Genomic DNA, 14614 nt, shown 5'->3' with positions numbered 1-14614 from the left:
CATGCTCGACCTTCGCGAATACAATAAGCGCCCCGCGCGCTTGGCCGACTTCCTGCCCTGGGTGGCGCTCGTCGCGCCCGGCGTGGTGCTGAACAAGGACGGCGGCTTCCAACGCAGCGCCGCGTTTCGAGGTCCCGATCTCGACAGCTCGACCGACGCCGAGGTCGCCGCCGTCGCCGCTCGCCTGAACGGCGCCCTGCGGCGGCTGGGGTCGGGCTGGGCGATCTTCGTCGAGGCGCGCCGCGACCCCTCAGCGGCCTATCCCGATAGCGCCTTCCCCGACCAGGTCTCGGCCCTGGTCGACGAGGAGCGGCGGGCCGACTTCCTCGGAAGCGGCGACCACTTCGAAAGCCGCTACTTCCTCACCCTGAGCTATCTGCCGCCGATCGAACGGCGCGGGCGGTTCGAGGGCCTGTTCATCGAAGGCCGCAGCGGCGTCGAGATCGACTGGCGCGCCGAGCTGGCCGCCTTCGTCGATCGCACCGATCGCTTCCTGGCGCTGCTCGACGGCCTGATGCCGAGCCTGGCCTGGCTCGACGATGCGGCCACGCTCTCCATGCTGCACGGGGCGGTGTCGACGGCGCGCCAGCGCGTGGCCGTGCCCGAGGCGCTGGTTCATCTCGACAGCCTGTTGGCCACCGAACCCCTGGCCGGCGGTCTGGAGCCGCGCCTGGGTGTTGCGCACCTGCGGGTGCTGACCCTGGTCGGGTTTCCGCCGGCCACGATGCCGGGCCTGCTCGACGACCTCAACCGACTGGCCTTCCCCTACCGCTGGTCGACCCGGGCGCTGTGCCTGGACAAGACGCTCGCCACCGGTCTGCTGACCAAGATCCGCCGCCAGTGGTTCGCCAAGCGCAAGTCGGTGCTGGTGCTGCTGCGCGAGGCCCTGACCCAGGAGCCCTCGGCCCTGGTCGACAACGACGCGGCCAACAAGGCCGCCGAGGCTGACCAAGCCCTGCAGGATCTCGGCGGCGACGCGGTGGCCTATGCCTATGTCACCGCCAGCGTGGTGGTCTGGGATGACGACCCGGCGCGGGCCGACGCCAAGCTCGCCCTGGTCGAGAAGGTCATCCAGGGCCGCGAACTCACCGTCATCCGTGAAAGCGTCAATGCGGTCGAAGCCTGGCTCGGGACCATCCCCGGCCACGTCTACGCCAATGTTCGCCAGCCGCCGCTCTCGACCCTGAACCTGGCCCACCTGGCGCCGATGTCGGCGGTCTGGGCCGGGCCGCACCGCAACCGGCACCTGGACGGTCCGCCGCTGCTCTTCGCCCGCACCGCCGGCTCGACCCCGTTCCGGCTGAGCCTCCATGTCGACGATGTCGGCCACACCCTGGTCGTCGGGCCGACCGGGTCGGGCAAGAGCGTCCTCCTGGCGATGCTGGCCCTGTCGTTCCGCCGCTATGCCGGCGCGCAGGTCTTCGCCTTCGACTTCGGCGCCTCTATCCGGGCGGCGGCCCTGGGGATGGGCGGGGATTTCCACGACCTCTCGGGCGAGAGCGGCAAGGCGCCGGTCCTGCAGCCGCTGTCCATGATCGACCAGCCCGAGGAACGAACCTGGGCGGCCGCGTGGCTGGCGGCGATCCTGGCGCGCGAAGGCGTGACGATCACCCCGACCGTGCGCGAGCACCTCTGGGCGGCGCTGGGCAGTCTGGCCGGAGCCCCGGCGTCCGAGCGCACCCTGACGGGCCTCGTCGCGCTGCTGACCAGTCCGCCGCTGAAGGCGGCCTTGGCGCCGTTCGTCCTAGGCGGACCGCACGGGCGCCTGCTGGACGGCGTCGGCGAGCATCTGGGCGAGGCCGACGTCCAGGTCTTCGAGACCGAGGGCCTGGCCCGGGCCGGGGCGGCGCCGGCGGTGCTGGCCTATCTCTTCCACCGCATCGGCCGGCGCCTCGACGGCCGGCCGACCCTGATCCTGATCGACGAGGGCTGGCTGGCGCTCGACGACCCCGCCTTCGGGGCCCAGCTGCGCGAGTGGCTGAAGACCCTGCGCAAGAAGAACGCCTCGGTCGTCTTCGCCACCCAGTCCCTGGCTGACGTCACCAGCAGCCCCATCGCCGCGGCGATCATCGAAAGCTGCCCGACCCGGATCTTCCTGCCCAACCCGCGTGCCTTGGAGCCGCAGGGCGCCGAGGCCTATGGGCGGTTCGGGCTCAACAGCCGCCAGATCGAGATCCTCGCCCGCGCCACGCCGGCCCGCGACTACTACCTGCAATCGCGGGTCGGCGACCGCCTCTTCGACCTGGGCCTGGGGCCCGTCGCGCTGGCCTTCTGCGCGGCCTCGTCGAAGGCCGATCAGGCCCTGATCGGCAAGATCCTGAAGAGCCACGGCAAGCGTGGCTTCGCCGCCGCCTGGCTGCGCGCCAAGCGCCTCAGCTGGGCCGCCGACCTCCTGCCGGGCGGATCGGCCGCTCCGGCGCCGATCTCCCCGGAGACTTCGTCATGACCCTCACGCGCCGCCGTCTGGCGGTGGCCGTGGCCGCGAGCCTGCTCGCCGCCGCGCCGGCCATCCCTTCCGTGGCCTTCGCCCAATTCACGGTCTTCGATCCGACCAACTACGCCCAGAACGTCCTGCAGGCCGCCCGCGCCCTGCAGACCATCAACAACCAGATCAGCTCGCTGCAAAACGAGGCGCAGATGCTGATCGGCCAGGCCAAGAGCCTGGCCAGCCTGCCGTATTCGTCGCTGGCCGCGCTCCAGGCCCAGGTCGATCGCACGCGTGACCTGCTGGCCGAGGCGCAAGGCCTGGCCTTCGACGTCAGCCAGATCCGAGAGGCCTTCCGCACCCAGTACGGCGCGGTGGACCTCTCGGCCAGCGATGCGGTCCTGACCCAGAGGGCTGACGCCCGATGGGGCGCGGCCGTGGCCGGCTTCCAGGATGCGCTCAAGGTGCAGGCCGGGGTCGTCGGCGGCATGGGCGCCAGCCGCGACCAGCTGGCCAATCTGGTGACCCAAAGCCAGGGCGCGGAAGGCGGCCTCCAGGCGGCCCAGGCCGGCAATCAGCTTCTCGCCCTCCAGGCCCAGCAGCTGTCGGATCTGCTCGCGCTCAGCGCCGCCCAGGGCAGGGCGCAGGCGCTCGAAGCCGCCGATCGCGCCGCCGCCCGCGCCGACGCCAAGGCCCGCTTTTCCAAGTTCATGGGGAGCGCTGGCACGCCATGACCCGATCCCTCGTCTGGGGGACCGTACTGATCATTCTGCTGGGCGCCGCTGTCTTGGCGGGCGGGGCGTCCCAGCCATCATCGACAAAGGCGCCGGCCGCCGCCTCGCGCGATCCGGACCTGGCGCGCTGCCAGGCGCTCGGCGAGGCGGGCGCTGCGGACGCGCAATGCCGCGCGGCCTGGGCGCGGTTCTTCGGCGGGGCCGCGTCATGAGCGACGTCGGCGTCATCGATCGCTTCTTCGACACCTTCAACCGGTACCTCGACAGCGGGTTCGGCTTGCTGGGCGGGGAGGTGGCGTTCCTCTCCACCACCCTGGTGGCCATCGACGTCACCCTGGCGGCGCTCTTCTGGGCCTGGGCCTCGAACGAGGACGTCCTGGCCCGGCTGATCAAGAAGACCCTGTATGTCGGGTTCTTCGCCTTCCTGATCGGCAACTTCCAGACCCTCAGCCTGATCGTCCTGAAGAGCTTCTCCGGACTGGGGCTGAAGGCCTCGGGCGCCGGGATATCGGCCGAGGACTTCCTGCGACCCGGCAAGCTGGCGGCGCTCGGCGTCTCGTCCTGCAAGCCGCTCCTGGAGGCGGCCGCCGAGCTGGGCGGCTTCCCGGGCTTCTTCGAGAACATCGTCCAGATCGTCGTCCTGCTCCTGGTGGCGCTCTTCGTCATCGTCGCCTTCTTCATCATCGCCGTTCAGGTCTTCGTGGTGCTGATCGAGTTCAAGCTGGTCACCCTGGCCGGCTTCGTCCTCGTGCCCTTCGGCCTCTTCGGACGTACCGCCTTCCTGGCTGAGAAGGTCCTGGGCAACGTCGTCGCCAGCGGCGTGAAGGTCATGGTGCTGGCCATCGTCGTCGGCATCGGCTCCTCGCTGTTTTCCGAATTCACCAGCGCCGCCGCCGGCCAGCCGACCTTGGAAGAGGTCCTGGCCATGGCCCTGGCGGCCCTGACGCTCCTGGGCCTGTCGATCTTCGGACCTGGCGTAGCCTCGGGCCTGGTGTCGGGCGCGCCGCAGCTGGGCGCCGGTGCGGCCGTCGGCACGGGGCTGGTCGTCGGTGGCATGGCGATGGCCGGCGCGGCCGCCGCCCAAATGGTCGCCACGGGCGTCGGCAGCTCCGGCGCCGGCGCGGCCGCCGCCGCCGCGGGTGGGGGACGCGCCCCGCCGGCTGGCGGGGCGGCCCCGGCCGGTGGTTCGCCGCCGAACCCGCCGCAAGGGGGCGGTGGGGCGGCCAGTTCGGGCGGAGCCTCCTCGCCACCACCGCCGCCTCCATCCGGCGGACCTAGCGGGCAGGGCGGTTCGAGCGCGCCCAGCGGCCCGAACACGCCTGGCGATGCGACCGACCAGCCCGCCTGGGCCCGCGATCTCGAACGTCGCCAGACCATGACCCATGGCGCGGCCATGGCCGTCCACGCCGCTGGCAGCGGTGACGACCACAGCGCCGGCGCGGCGCCCAGCCTTTCGGAGGACAGATCATGACCCTGCTCAAGGGACCCGCGCGCTATGGCGAGACGCCCGCGCCCGAAACCCCGTACCAGCGCCACGGCCAGGCCTGGGACGACCTGCTGGGCGCCGCCCGCGTCCAGGCCTTCAACTGGCGCCTGATGGCGTTGGGTCTGCTGACGCTGAGTGGCGGGCTCACCGCTGGGCTGGTGACCTTGTCCCTGCGGGGCGGGGTCACCCCCTGGGTGGTCCAGGTCGATCATCTGGGCGAGCCCCGGGTCGTCGCCCCCGCGATCCAGGGCGCGCGGCCGACCGACGCCATGATCGCCTGGACCCTGGCGCGGTTCATCACCGACGTGCGCACCATCTCCACCGATCCGGTGTTGATGCGCCAGGCCTGGCTGCGGGCCTACGACTTCACCTCGACGGACGGCGCGGCCGCGCTCTCCGACCATGCCCGGCGGGCCGATCCCTTCAGCCAGGTCGGCAAGACCCAGGTGACGGTGGCGGTGACCAGCGTGGTGCGCGCCTCGCCCGACAGCTTTCGCCTGGCCTGGACCGAGCAACGCTTCGCCGATGGCCAGCTGGTCGCCACCGAACGCTGGACGGCGATCCTGACCGTCACCCTGCGGCCGCCGCGCACCGCCGAGGGCCTGCGCAGCAACCCGCTGGGCGTGTTCGTCACGGCCCTGTCCTGGTCCAAGGAGTTCGGCGCATGACCCGTCTGATTTTTTCGGCGGGCCTTGCCTGCGCCCTGCTGTCCTCGACCGTCTGGGCGGGACCGAGAACTGTGGATCCGGCGCTGGCCACCCCAGCCGGCATGCAGCCCTTCCCCTGGTCGGACACCGGCGTCTATCCGGTGATCGCCATGCCAGGCCGGATCACCGACATCGTCCTGGAACCGGGAGAGGCGCTGGTCGAAACGGGCGCGATCGCGGCGGGGGACACCGCCCGCTGGACGATCGGCGACACGACGAGCGGGACCGGGGCGCAGCGCCGCGTCCATGTCCTGGTCAAGCCGACCGAGCCGGACCTGTCGACCAACCTTCTGATCAACACCGACCGGCGCACCTACTATCTGGAACTTCGCGCCTCATCCCGGACCTGGCAGGCCCAGGTCTCCTGGGTCTATCCGGTCAGCCCGCCGGTGCTGGTCGAGGCGCCGCCCGTGGCGGCCGAGCTTGATCTGTCGCGGGTCAATCGCGGCTACCGCATCGAGGGCGACCATCCGCTCTGGCGGCCGCTGGCGGTCTTCGACGATGGTCACCGCGCCTATGTCGAGTTCGGGCCGGGCGTCGTCCTGGACGACCTGCCGCCCCTCTATCGCCTGGGCGTCGACGGCAAGACCAGCGAGATCATCAACTACCACATCGAGGGGCGGCGGATCGTCGTCGAGCGGCTGTTCGATCGGGCTGAGCTGCGTTTCGGGATCAAGCGCCAGGCCCAGCGCGTGCGCCTGATCCGCCAGGCCGCCAGTGTGGAGGCGGTCCGATGAGCGACGAGCGCACCCAGGCCGAAGAGGCCATCGCCAAGACCCTGCGGCTGCGTGGATCGCCCGCGCCCGTGGCCCGTCTGTCGCGCCGCGCCCTGATCATCGGCAGCACCGCCATCGCCATCATCCTGTTCGGCGCCGTCAGCTGGTCGATGCTGGAGCATCGCCGGGCCGCCCCGCCGCGGGCCGAACCGCCGCCGGTGGCGACGCCGTCGGAACGGGTCACGGCCCTGCCGCGAGGCTATGCCGGCCCCGCCGGCGTGCCGGCGCTGGGGCCGCCACTGCCCGGTGACCTGGGGCGGCCCATCCTGGCGGCGCAGCGCGCGGGCGCGATGTCGGATGCGCCGCTGGCGTCGCCCTCGGAGGCGTCGGTTTCGTCGCCCGCCCCGCCGCGGGCTCCGGTCGATCCGGACCGCGAGGCGCGCGCGGTGGTGCGGCGCGCGGCCCAACAGAGTGGCCTCTTCGCGGCGGGGCGGGCTGATCGCGGCGGCCAGGCCTCGCCGGCCGTAAAGCCCGAGGTCGCCGGGCCAGACGCCAGGACGACGAGCGTGGAGCGTCTTCAGGCGCCGGCCTCGCCCTATGTGCTGCAGGCCGGCGCGGTGATCCCCGCCGCCCTGGTCACCGGCCTGCGGTCGGACGCGCCGGGTCTGGCCATCGCCCAGGTCACCCAGGACGTCTACGACAGCCTCGGCGGTGGCTTCCTGCTGATCCCGGCGGGCGCGCGGCTGGTCGGGGAGTATGAGGCGGAGATCCGGGTCGGACAGAGCCGCCTGCGGGTGGCCTGGACCCGGCTGATCCTGCCATCAGGCCGCTCCATCGTGCTCGACAAGCTCCCGGCCGCCGACGTGCAAGGCATGGCCGGCCTGCAGGATGGCGTCGATCGCCACAGCGGCCGGATCCTGGCGGCGGCGGGCCTTTCGACCGTGCTGGCGATCGGGGCCGAGACCGGCTCGTCGAGCGACGAGTCCAGCCTGGTCCGAGCCATTCGACGTGGCGGCGCCGACGCCGTCAGCGATGTCGGGCGCCAAGTCGTGGGCCGCAGTCTCGACCGCGCGCCGACCCTGACCATCCGCCCCGGGGCGCCGCTGCGCGTCCTACTCAGCAAGGACCTCGTCCTTGAGCCCTACCGCGTGGGAGCCCGTCCATGAATAAGCTGAAACTGCGTCCGCTGGAGGACGAGACCCCGGTCAAGATGACGGTGGACGTTCCGGCCGCCACCCACCGCAACCTCGTCGCCTACGCCCAGGCCCACGCGACCCAGACCGGCGGCAAGGCGGCCGAGCCGGTTCGCCTGATCGTGCCAATGCTCGACCAGTTCATGGCCACCGACCGCGCCTTCGTGCGCGGGCGGCGGGGGCGCGCCGAGTAGGCCGGGGCATCAAGGCGACTGTGCTTTGACGGGCGCGGTCCCTCGACGTTAGCCTTGGACATGGCCAAACCGCCCAAATCGTTGGATGACGTCGACTGGGAGACGGCCTCGCGCCACCTGATCGAGGCCTTTCCCGGCGCCAGCCTCGCCGAGGTCGTGGCTCGCGCCGAAATGGCGGCCGTCACGCTGGATCACGTGGGCAAGCCCCGCGAGGCGGAATCCATGCGGCGCGCGGCCCAGCACATCCGCAAGAAGGTCATGAACTAAGCCCGGCCGGGGCCGTGGCGAGGTGGTCTTAGGCCGTTTCGCCGCCCTCAGCCGGCGTGGGAGTGGGCGGCCGGCGCAGCGGGCTGGCGTTGAACTCGGCGATCCGAGCCACGCGTTCGGCATGGCGGCCTTGGGCGTCGATCTTCCGGAACGCCGAGACCTTGGCGAACACCGTCAGCATGGCTTCCAGGTTTTCCAGGGTCGGTTCGGCGTCGAACAGCGGACAAGTGACCTCGTCGTTCAGCGCGAAGCCGACCTTGCAGGGCGCCCCTGTGCGCTCCAGGCGAAGGTGGGCGGTCGGGTCCTCAAGACGCGGCAAGCCCCTTTGGTCCAGCCGCCACCAGTAGTCTTCGACCTCGTCGCCGTCTTCGGTACGCAGGGCGTGCAAGGTCGTCGTGAACCGCTGACAGTCGGACGAACAGACCTCCTGCAGTTCGCCCAGCAGCTGGTCGATGATCGGCATCAGAAGCATGCTCTGGACGACATCGGGGTAGGGATTGTCGGGATCGCCCGCCATCAGCACCCGCAGCAGCTCCGTGACGGCGGTCGGGCCGAAGGCCTGCAGGGCGACCAGCACGACATAGGCCTGGGCGCGCAGCAGCGGCTCGGATCTTTGACCGGCGTCTTCGGCGCGTTGGATCAGATAGAAGATGTTGGCGATGGCGTATTGGAGGGTCTCGGCCAGCTTGGCCTTGTCGAGGTCGGCGGCCCAGGGCCGCTGCGCGATCGAGCCGGCCGCGAACTCGGTGGCGATCAGCGCAAAAAGCGTCATGCCGTCCAGGTCGACTTCGCGCCGGGCGGCCCAGAACTCGGCCAGCAGCTTGGGGGCGACGAATTCGAGCCGGCCCCAGAACCGATCCTTGGCCGCTTTGACCCGGCCCTCCAAGCTCAGCGCCTGGGCGAACAAGCGCATGACGACCTGCGGCTGGCGCGACAGCATCCGCTCCAGCGTCACGCCGTCCCACAGCTGCACGACCGGCGTGGGGTGCGCCTGCTGCCAGCGCACCACCCAATCACGGGTGGGGTTGGTGAAGGTCGTGTTGGTGACGATGACGATGTAGTCGAGGCCAGGCTCGCCCAGCGCGTTGTTGACCGCCGCCTTGACCTGGTCGGCCTCCAGCGTCTTGGAGCGGCCCTTGCATTCGAACCACCATCGCTTGCGGTCCATGTCGCCAGCCGGGGTGAGCGCATAGAAGGCGGCGGCCAGGTCGCGGCCGCCATCAGCGGCCCCGCCGCCCGTGCCGCCGACCCGCCATTCCAGGTCCTGCGCCCCCATGGCGTCGAGCAGCCAGTAGACGCATTCCTCCAGGTCCTTGCCCAGCAGGGTGTCGAACCGGATCTCCGAGGGGATCACCCACGGCGTGTCGCCGTCGGCCGCCGCTTCTTCGGTCATGGACTGCAGGTCTCGTTGGCCGAGTCGGCCTCGGCGTGGGAGGCAGGATGTCGAACCTGGCCGAGGGCTTCAACGGCCCGCTCGGCTAGGCGTCGAGTTGCTGACGCAGCTGGGCGATCTTGCGTTTGACCCCGAGCTTGGGGTCGGCGGCGACCGCGGCCTCGTAGGCGGTCAGGGCGGCGGCGATGTCGCCGTCCGCCTCGTAGCCTTCGGCGCCGTAGCGCAAGAGACGGGCTTTGTAGGCGGGATGCAGGTCCGGATTGGCCATGGCGCGGGCCAGGCCGTCCTTCCAGCGGCGGGCCAGGGCGGCGTCGACCTTGCCGCCGGCCTCGCGCAGCAGCGTCTCCAGCACCATCGGCTTGCCGGCCGCCAGGCCGTGTTCGATCCAGGCCTCGCGGTCGATGAACGTCCCGTCGAACCCGAAGGCGAACTCGCCGCCGTCGCGCTGGCGCAACCGAAGGGTCCGGGTCTTGGCGTCGAACTTGTAAGTGTCGGCCCAGCCGATCTCGGGTGAGAAACGGGTGATCAGCGCGCCTGCAGCCAGGTCGAAGACGAACAGCTGGTTACCGTCTGCGTTGGGCGCGTTGGCGGTCTGGGCGACCGCATAGGCGCCGTCGGGCGACAGGCCGTTGTTGTAGAGGTTGGCTTCGACGGTGTGGGCGACCAGGGCGCGGCCGTCGGCGGCGAAAGCGCAGACCCGTCCGCACAGGAGGCCCTGGCCGAACATCCAGTCGTTCAGCACGAAGACGCCGGTGTTGGCGACCCGGCCATCGTGGGGACGCTCCAGGCGGCCTTCGGCGATCACCTGTCCGCCGTCTAGAAGGACATACCGGCCAGGACCGTCCTCGCGCGGGCCGCTGCGGTGCGCGTCGGGGTCGGCGTCCGACCACACCAGGACGAAGCGGCCGTTGGGGGATTTGGCGAACTGGCCGTAGAGGTCGCGGCTGTGAACCCTGGCCGACCTCTTGGTCACGAACTTCAGGTCGTCGTCGACCTCGGGCGCGACCTTGGCCGGTTCGCCGAACAGCTTCTTGAACATCATCCCCCCGCCGCGTTCGGTCGGGCCAGCCTTCGCGGCGGCGTCGCCGCGTGATTAAGCTGGGCCATGGCCTACAAGTCCGCCGACGAGATCCTGAAGCCCGACAGCCGCTTCGACAACCTCTGCGTGCCTGAGGGCGAAGGCCTTCGGTTCATGACCATCGCCGACCATCACCAGATGATCGAGGAGGTGGCCCTGGCCGGCGCGGCGCCGGCTGAGGTGCGTGACGCCTACGACCGGGCGCGCAACGCCAAGCTCTACGCCTTCTTCGACTACGACCTGTTCGTGGTCGGCGAGGTCCAGGCGTTCGGCGCCTTCGAGCTGGCCTTGAAGCATCGCCTCAACGGCCACGGCCTGCAGCAGAAGGGCACCTTGCGCAATCTCGTCGACCGGGCGCGCAAGGCTGGGGTCTTTCCCAAGCTCGTGCCGGGCGCCTCGATCCTCGACGACCAGGTCGAGGTGATCATCCTGCTGCGCAATGCGCTCGCCCACGGTAATTCCGAGATCCATCCGCCCGGCATGGCGTTGCGGACGCTCGAACTCTGCGCCTGGGGGATCGACACGGTGTTCCCGCTGCAGATCGCGGCTGACGGCGCCTAGCCGCGATTTTGCATCGAGACCGATCGACTGGCGCGGTGCAGACTGAGGCGACGGTTCAACAGAGCGCGCGGACCCATGAGGCCCTTCTTCGATCCGCAACCCGATCCGGACGGCGTCACCGCCATGGACATGCTGGTCATCGAGCCGGTGCTCGGCATGGGCGACGGCTACGTGCTGAATTTCAGCGACCGGACCTTCAACGCCTTCGTGGCGCGGCATTTCAACGTCGATGTCACCGCGCCGATGTACACGGGGCGCGGGCCGTCGAAGGCCAATCGCCTGCGGGCGCTGATCTACGCCTTTACACCCGAAGCCCAGGCCGAGGTGCTGCAGGCCTTCCTCAACCATCGTCGGACGCTGGAACGCGAGCACGGCATGGAGCCGCTGGAGCCGGGCTTGGCGGAGCGATACCAGGCCATCGTCGCGCGGCTGGCGCGGGATGCGGCCGATGCGCCGAACCTGGAGATCGAGCGGTTCACCGACGACGCCACCTTGAACGCCCTGGCCGACGCGATCGAACGCGACATCGCCGCCAACGCGCCGCACGCGGCCCTGGACCGGCTGCACACCTACTGCATGAAGAAGTTCGCCGCGCTCTCCGAAGCGGCCGGGCTGGCGGTGGTAGAGCACGAAACCCTTCAGGGCCGGGCAGGGCGGTACATGAACGCTCTGCGTCAGAACGGCGGCCTGGACGAGATCTCCCACAAGATCGCCAAGTCCACTGTCCAAATCTTCGAGCAGTTCAACCACGTGCGGAACAACAACAGCCTGGCCCACGACAACGATCTCTTGAAGCGCGCGGAGGGCCAGTACGTCCTGGAAACCGTGTTGAGCCTGCTGCGCTTCGTCCGGGCCTTGGATGAGAAGGCCTTCGGCCGCTAGCGCTGGAGCGGCCCAGAGGCCATGCCGGCCCCGCCGGCTAGCCTTGCTCAGCTTGATCGGAGGCGGCGGACGCGCCGTTCGGCGGAGCTTCGTCGCGGGCGGCCTGCTTGAACGGGCGCGCGAACCGCAGGGTCAGGAAGGTGGTCAGCGCCAGGACAACGGCGATGTCGTAGAGGCCGTAACCGACGGCCGCGCCCATCGCCCCGGTCGCCCAGAGGCTGGCGGCCGTCGCTGTCCCCGACGCGCGCGCGCCTTGTTTCAGGATTGCGCCGCCGCCGATGAAGCCTACGCCGGTGATCAGGCCTTCCAGGATCCGGGCCTGGGCCGACGAACCCCGGCCCAGCACGGCGATGCCGACCAGCACGAAGCCACAGGCGGCGATGGCGACCAGCGGGAACGTCCTGATGCCGGCGCTGCGCTCCTCGTGCTCGCGGTCCCAGCCCACCGGCAAGGCCAGGATGAAGGCCAGGGCCAGGTTGAAGATGTGGTTGGCGGTTTCCCACAAGGCGGTCGGATCAACCTTCATGGCCAGCAGGCATCTCCCAAGGGGGCGGTCTTGTCGCCATACTTTGACAGAAACCGCCGGGCCGAGCGCCACTATATGGCCTCGCGCGAGTTCTTAAGTGTTCGGCAGTCCTGGCGGGTTCCGTAGCCCGCCGCCATCGTCCAAGTGCAGCCTGTGCAAGGAGCATGCGCATGACCGATCCGACCTCCGCCGCCCGCCACGAGGGCGGTCTGCTCTGCCCCGTCTGTCGCGTCGATCTGGTCATGACCGACCGACAGGGGATCGAGATCGACTATTGCCCCAAGTGCCGAGGCGTCTGGCTGGATCGCGGTGAACTCGACAAGATCATCGAGCGCAGCCTGGCCTATGAGACGCCGCCGCCTCAGCCGGCTCCGACTCCGCGTCCGCAGGCGCCAGAATACGGCGGTCCCTGGGAAGGGGACTACCGGGGCGGCCACGATCGCGGCGGCCACGGCGGCAAGCATGGTGGCAAGCACGGTGGCGGGCATGACGGCGGCTACGGCGGTGGCCATGGCCGGCGTCGCGGCTTCCTGGGCGGGCTGTTCGACTAGATCAGCTCTTCCGGCAGTGGCATGAGGCCGCTGCCGGGCGTGGGCCCAGGCCACGCTCGCGGCGGCACCCGGCTCTTCAGGTCACCGGCGTTTCCTGCGGACGCTCGGATGTCTCATGGCTTAGGGGCGCGCACCATGAAACCGGCCGCGCGCCCGCCTGGAACCGTGAAGTCCCGCGACGAGAAGGTGTTGCGGGTGAAGGTCTTCAGGCCGATGGCGCTGGGCGGGTAGGGGCCTTCGACATGCAGGTTGCGCCACCGTTTGGAGGAGCGTGTGTAGCCTCCGGCCGATTGTTCTTCGCCGCCGCTGCTGTACCAGCTGGAGGAGGGGACCTCGATCATGTGCTTGTGCAGCACGCCACGCCAAAATTGCCCGCCCACCGGATCGATGAACCATAGCTCGCCCATGCCGTAAGCGTGCGCCCACTTCTCCCAGGGACGGACCGAATAGCGCGTGATCTTGAGGCCCCCGGCGAGAGGCTCGGCGCCGGCCAGGACCTCCGGCTTGATCAGGCCGAGCCAGACGACCGGCACGCCGGCGGACATGTAGGCGCGGGTCCGGCGGTCGATCTGCTCGAAATTGAGCGGCGTGTGCTGGACCTCCAGCGCGATCCGCAGCTGGCCCGGCGGCCGCCAGACCAGCACATCGGCGCGACGGTCTCCGTCCCCCGACAGCACCTCGGCCTCCACCGAACAACTGAGGCCCTGAGCGACGAAGGCGTCGTGCAGAAGCAGCTTGGCCTTGAGGTGCGCCTGGGTCTCGCCAGAAGCCCAACTGCACGTGACCGGCGGCTTGTGGGCGAAGTTGTGGGCGACCAGCGCCCCTTTACGGAGGATCACCTGGGTCTTGCAGTTGGGGCAATGGAACACCGGACCCTTCTGGGCGACCCAGGCGGTGATGTGCTGATCGCCTTGCAGCGCCACAAGCATGGCTGGGCCTCCCGATGCGCTCCGTCATCGAAGGTTGAGTCCAGGGCTATGGCAACGCTTGGAGGGTCGATATTTAAAGCCTGTTCGGACGTCCTGGGACCCGGCGGCGATAGCCACCGTCGCCACGCCGGCTTGGGGCTCCGCCCCCAGCGCGCGTCGGATCGGCTTCCGCCCAGCTTCGGCCCCTTCGGGGCCTGCAGCCGGGTCCCCGCGAAGCCGCCCCTCTGCTTGCACCCCCGGTCTCGCCGACGGGCAAGGGTTCGATGTCGAACCCCTGCGTTGAGGATGAGGATCATGGGACAAGCCGCTGATGACCTTGAGCCCCGCATCTATGTCGCCTGTCTGGCCGCCTATAACAGCGGCGTGCTGCACGGCGCCTGGATCGCGGTCGAGGACGAGGACGCCGTCTGGGCCGCGATCCGAGCGATGCTGAAGGCCTCGCCCGAGCCGATGGCCGAGGAGTTCGCAATCCACGACTACGAAGGGTTCGGCGGCGTCGAGATCGCCGAGTACGCCGGCATCGCCAAGGTCGTGGAGACCGCCGCCTTCCTGAGGGCGCGGGGGGAGTTGGGCGCCTTGGTGCTGGCCGAGGTCGGGGGCGACCTGGACGCGGCGGGCGCGGCGCTCGACGACCAGTATCACGGGGTTTTCGCCAGCCTGGCCGACTACTTCCAGGCGATGACCGAGGAGACCACGGTCATTCCGGAAAACCTGCGGCTCTATATCGACTACGAGGCCATGGCCCGCGATGCGCGGCTGAATGGCGAGGTCTTCACGGTCCAGATCGCGCACGATGCGGTGCATGTGTTCTGGACGCGTTAGGCGCGGGGCAGAGCCTTCACCACAGCGACGACCACGGCGGCGGCCGACAGGGCCAAGGCGGCGAGGCCCGCCCAGCCAGTGGGCGTCAGCAAGCGGGCGGTCGGGCGGGAGCGAGCGGGCATGCCCCATCATAGGGCGCCGCTTCGACCT

At 70.1% G+C, this 14614-nt stretch carries 18 protein-coding genes; 13 read left to right on the top strand and 5 right to left on the bottom strand.

Going from position 1 to position 14614, the window contains the following annotated elements; genetic code table 11:
• Position 1 precedes the first annotated feature (1 nt).
• Genes trbE through OR37_RS12560 form a run of 9 tightly spaced genes read left to right on the top strand, consistent with a single transcriptional unit; the run spans position 2 to position 7722 of the window.
• Positions 2–2446, top strand: a complete 2445-nt coding sequence (gene trbE, locus OR37_RS12600; protein ID WP_004620334.1) for a conjugal transfer protein TrbE — start codon at positions 2–4, stop codon at positions 2444–2446.
• Entirely contained in the window at positions 2443–3159 is a 717-nt protein-coding gene (gene trbJ, locus OR37_RS12595) for a P-type conjugative transfer protein TrbJ (protein WP_004620332.1), read from the top strand. Before trbE ends, trbJ begins: the two co-directional genes overlap by 4 nt.
• Positions 3156–3371, top strand: coding sequence for a putative entry exclusion protein TrbK-alt (trbK-alt, locus tag OR37_RS12590; protein ID WP_004620330.1), 216 nt, complete (start codon positions 3156–3158; stop codon positions 3369–3371). The genes trbJ and trbK-alt overlap by 4 nt, the downstream gene beginning before the upstream one ends.
• On the top strand, positions 3368–4630 hold the full coding sequence (gene trbL / locus OR37_RS12585; protein ID WP_004620328.1) for a P-type conjugative transfer protein TrbL: 1263 nt from the start codon (positions 3368–3370) through the stop codon (positions 4628–4630). The genes trbK-alt and trbL overlap by 4 nt, the downstream gene beginning before the upstream one ends.
• Positions 4627–5313, top strand: coding sequence for a conjugal transfer protein TrbF (trbF, locus tag OR37_RS12580; RefSeq protein ID WP_004620326.1), 687 nt, complete (start codon positions 4627–4629; stop codon positions 5311–5313). Before trbL ends, trbF begins: the two co-directional genes overlap by 4 nt.
• A complete protein-coding gene (gene trbG, locus OR37_RS12575; protein ID WP_004620323.1) occupies positions 5310–6089 on the top strand; it encodes a P-type conjugative transfer protein TrbG in 780 nt (259 codons plus the stop codon). Before trbF ends, trbG begins: the two co-directional genes overlap by 4 nt.
• Entirely contained in the window at positions 6086–7234 is a 1149-nt protein-coding gene (locus OR37_RS12570) for a TrbI/VirB10 family protein (protein WP_004620322.1), read from the top strand. The genes trbG and OR37_RS12570 overlap by 4 nt, the downstream gene beginning before the upstream one ends.
• Entirely contained in the window at positions 7231–7455 is a 225-nt protein-coding gene (locus tag OR37_RS12565) for a DUF2274 domain-containing protein (RefSeq protein WP_004620319.1), read from the top strand. The genes OR37_RS12570 and OR37_RS12565 overlap by 4 nt, the downstream gene beginning before the upstream one ends.
• A gap of 60 nt (positions 7456–7515) precedes the next feature.
• Entirely contained in the window at positions 7516–7722 is a 207-nt protein-coding gene (locus tag OR37_RS12560; protein ID WP_004620316.1) for a hypothetical protein, read from the top strand.
• 28 nt (positions 7723–7750) lie between these two features.
• On the opposite strand, the gene OR37_RS12555 is transcribed toward OR37_RS12560, so the two are convergent.
• Positions 7751–9115: a restriction endonuclease gene (locus tag OR37_RS12555; protein ID WP_004620314.1), complete on the bottom strand. Its 1365-nt coding sequence runs from the start codon at positions 9113–9115 to the stop codon at positions 7751–7753.
• A gap of 85 nt (positions 9116–9200) precedes the next feature.
• On the bottom strand, positions 9201–10157 hold the full coding sequence (locus tag OR37_RS12550) for a hypothetical protein (RefSeq protein ID WP_004620313.1): 957 nt from the start codon (positions 10155–10157) through the stop codon (positions 9201–9203).
• A gap of 63 nt (positions 10158–10220) precedes the next feature.
• Between OR37_RS12550 and OR37_RS12545 the strand changes: the two genes are divergently transcribed.
• Both OR37_RS12545 and OR37_RS12540 read left to right on the top strand, forming a co-directional pair.
• The gene (locus OR37_RS12545; protein ID WP_004620311.1) at positions 10221–10754 is read left to right on the top strand and encodes a hypothetical protein; all 534 of its coding nucleotides are present in this window, start codon (positions 10221–10223) and stop codon (positions 10752–10754) included.
• Positions 10755–10829: 75 nt separating this feature from the next.
• Positions 10830–11636, top strand: a complete 807-nt coding sequence (locus tag OR37_RS12540) for a hypothetical protein (protein WP_004620309.1) — start codon at positions 10830–10832, stop codon at positions 11634–11636.
• A gap of 37 nt (positions 11637–11673) precedes the next feature.
• Here the strand turns inward: OR37_RS12540 and OR37_RS12535 are convergent, their stop codons facing one another.
• Positions 11674–12162, bottom strand: coding sequence for an MgtC/SapB family protein (locus tag OR37_RS12535; RefSeq protein ID WP_004620306.1), 489 nt, complete (start codon positions 12160–12162; stop codon positions 11674–11676).
• Positions 12163–12332: 170 nt separating this feature from the next.
• Between OR37_RS12535 and OR37_RS12530 the strand changes: the two genes are divergently transcribed.
• Positions 12333–12713, top strand: a complete 381-nt coding sequence (locus OR37_RS12530; protein WP_004620304.1) for a TFIIB-type zinc ribbon-containing protein — start codon at positions 12333–12335, stop codon at positions 12711–12713.
• 113 nt (positions 12714–12826) lie between these two features.
• On the opposite strand, the gene OR37_RS12525 is transcribed toward OR37_RS12530, so the two are convergent.
• Positions 12827–13642, bottom strand: a complete 816-nt coding sequence (locus tag OR37_RS12525) for a competence protein CoiA (RefSeq protein ID WP_004620303.1) — start codon at positions 13640–13642, stop codon at positions 12827–12829.
• Between the two features lie 294 nt (positions 13643–13936).
• On the opposite strand from OR37_RS12525, the gene OR37_RS12520 reads away from it, so the two are divergent.
• Positions 13937–14464 carry an antirestriction protein ArdA gene (locus tag OR37_RS12520; protein ID WP_004620301.1) on the top strand — a complete coding sequence of 176 codons (528 nt, stop codon included), beginning with the start codon at positions 13937–13939 and terminating at the stop codon, positions 14462–14464.
• Here the strand turns inward: OR37_RS12520 and OR37_RS22340 are convergent.
• Positions 14461–14586, bottom strand: a complete 126-nt coding sequence (locus OR37_RS22340; RefSeq protein ID WP_255409018.1) for a hypothetical protein — start codon at positions 14584–14586, stop codon at positions 14461–14463. The two genes, OR37_RS12520 and OR37_RS22340, sit on opposite strands and share 4 nt — an antisense overlap.
• Positions 14587–14614: the final 28 nt, after the last annotated feature.

This window comes from Caulobacter vibrioides OR37 (assembly GCF_000372645.1).
Lineage (GTDB): Bacteria > Pseudomonadota > Alphaproteobacteria > Caulobacterales > Caulobacteraceae > Caulobacter > Caulobacter vibrioides_E.
Note: the sequence above shows the minus strand (reverse complement) of the source record. Positions and strands in the feature narration are given on the sequence as shown.

Bases quoted from the DNA above. Each gene is read 5' to 3' on its own strand.
- trbE (WP_004620334.1), top strand. From the start codon at position 2: ATGCTCGACCTTCGCGAATACAATAAGCGCCCCGCGCGCTTGGCCGAC.
- trbJ (WP_004620332.1), top strand. From the start codon at position 2,443: ATGACCCTCACGCGCCGCCGTCTGGCGGTGGCCGTGGCCGCGAGCCTG.
- trbK-alt (WP_004620330.1), top strand. From the start codon at position 3,156: ATGACCCGATCCCTCGTCTGGGGGACCGTACTGATCATTCTGCTGGGC.
- trbL (WP_004620328.1), top strand. From the start codon at position 3,368: ATGAGCGACGTCGGCGTCATCGATCGCTTCTTCGACACCTTCAACCGG.
- trbF (WP_004620326.1), top strand. From the start codon at position 4,627: ATGACCCTGCTCAAGGGACCCGCGCGCTATGGCGAGACGCCCGCGCCC.
- trbG (WP_004620323.1), top strand. From the start codon at position 5,310: ATGACCCGTCTGATTTTTTCGGCGGGCCTTGCCTGCGCCCTGCTGTCC.
- OR37_RS12570 (WP_004620322.1), top strand. From the start codon at position 6,086: ATGAGCGACGAGCGCACCCAGGCCGAAGAGGCCATCGCCAAGACCCTG.
- OR37_RS12565 (WP_004620319.1), top strand. From the start codon at position 7,231: ATGAATAAGCTGAAACTGCGTCCGCTGGAGGACGAGACCCCGGTCAAG.
- OR37_RS12560 (WP_004620316.1), top strand. From the start codon at position 7,516: ATGGCCAAACCGCCCAAATCGTTGGATGACGTCGACTGGGAGACGGCC.
- OR37_RS12555 (WP_004620314.1), bottom strand. From the start codon at position 9,115: ATGACCGAAGAAGCGGCGGCCGACGGCGACACGCCGTGGGTGATCCCC.
- OR37_RS12550 (WP_004620313.1), bottom strand. From the start codon at position 10,157: ATGATGTTCAAGAAGCTGTTCGGCGAACCGGCCAAGGTCGCGCCCGAG.
- OR37_RS12545 (WP_004620311.1), top strand. From the start codon at position 10,221: ATGGCCTACAAGTCCGCCGACGAGATCCTGAAGCCCGACAGCCGCTTC.
- OR37_RS12540 (WP_004620309.1), top strand. From the start codon at position 10,830: ATGAGGCCCTTCTTCGATCCGCAACCCGATCCGGACGGCGTCACCGCC.
- OR37_RS12535 (WP_004620306.1), bottom strand. From the start codon at position 12,162: ATGAAGGTTGATCCGACCGCCTTGTGGGAAACCGCCAACCACATCTTC.
- OR37_RS12530 (WP_004620304.1), top strand. From the start codon at position 12,333: ATGACCGATCCGACCTCCGCCGCCCGCCACGAGGGCGGTCTGCTCTGC.
- OR37_RS12525 (WP_004620303.1), bottom strand. From the start codon at position 13,642: ATGCTTGTGGCGCTGCAAGGCGATCAGCACATCACCGCCTGGGTCGCC.
- OR37_RS12520 (WP_004620301.1), top strand. From the start codon at position 13,937: ATGGGACAAGCCGCTGATGACCTTGAGCCCCGCATCTATGTCGCCTGT.
- OR37_RS22340 (WP_255409018.1), bottom strand. From the start codon at position 14,586: ATGCCCGCTCGCTCCCGCCCGACCGCCCGCTTGCTGACGCCCACTGGC.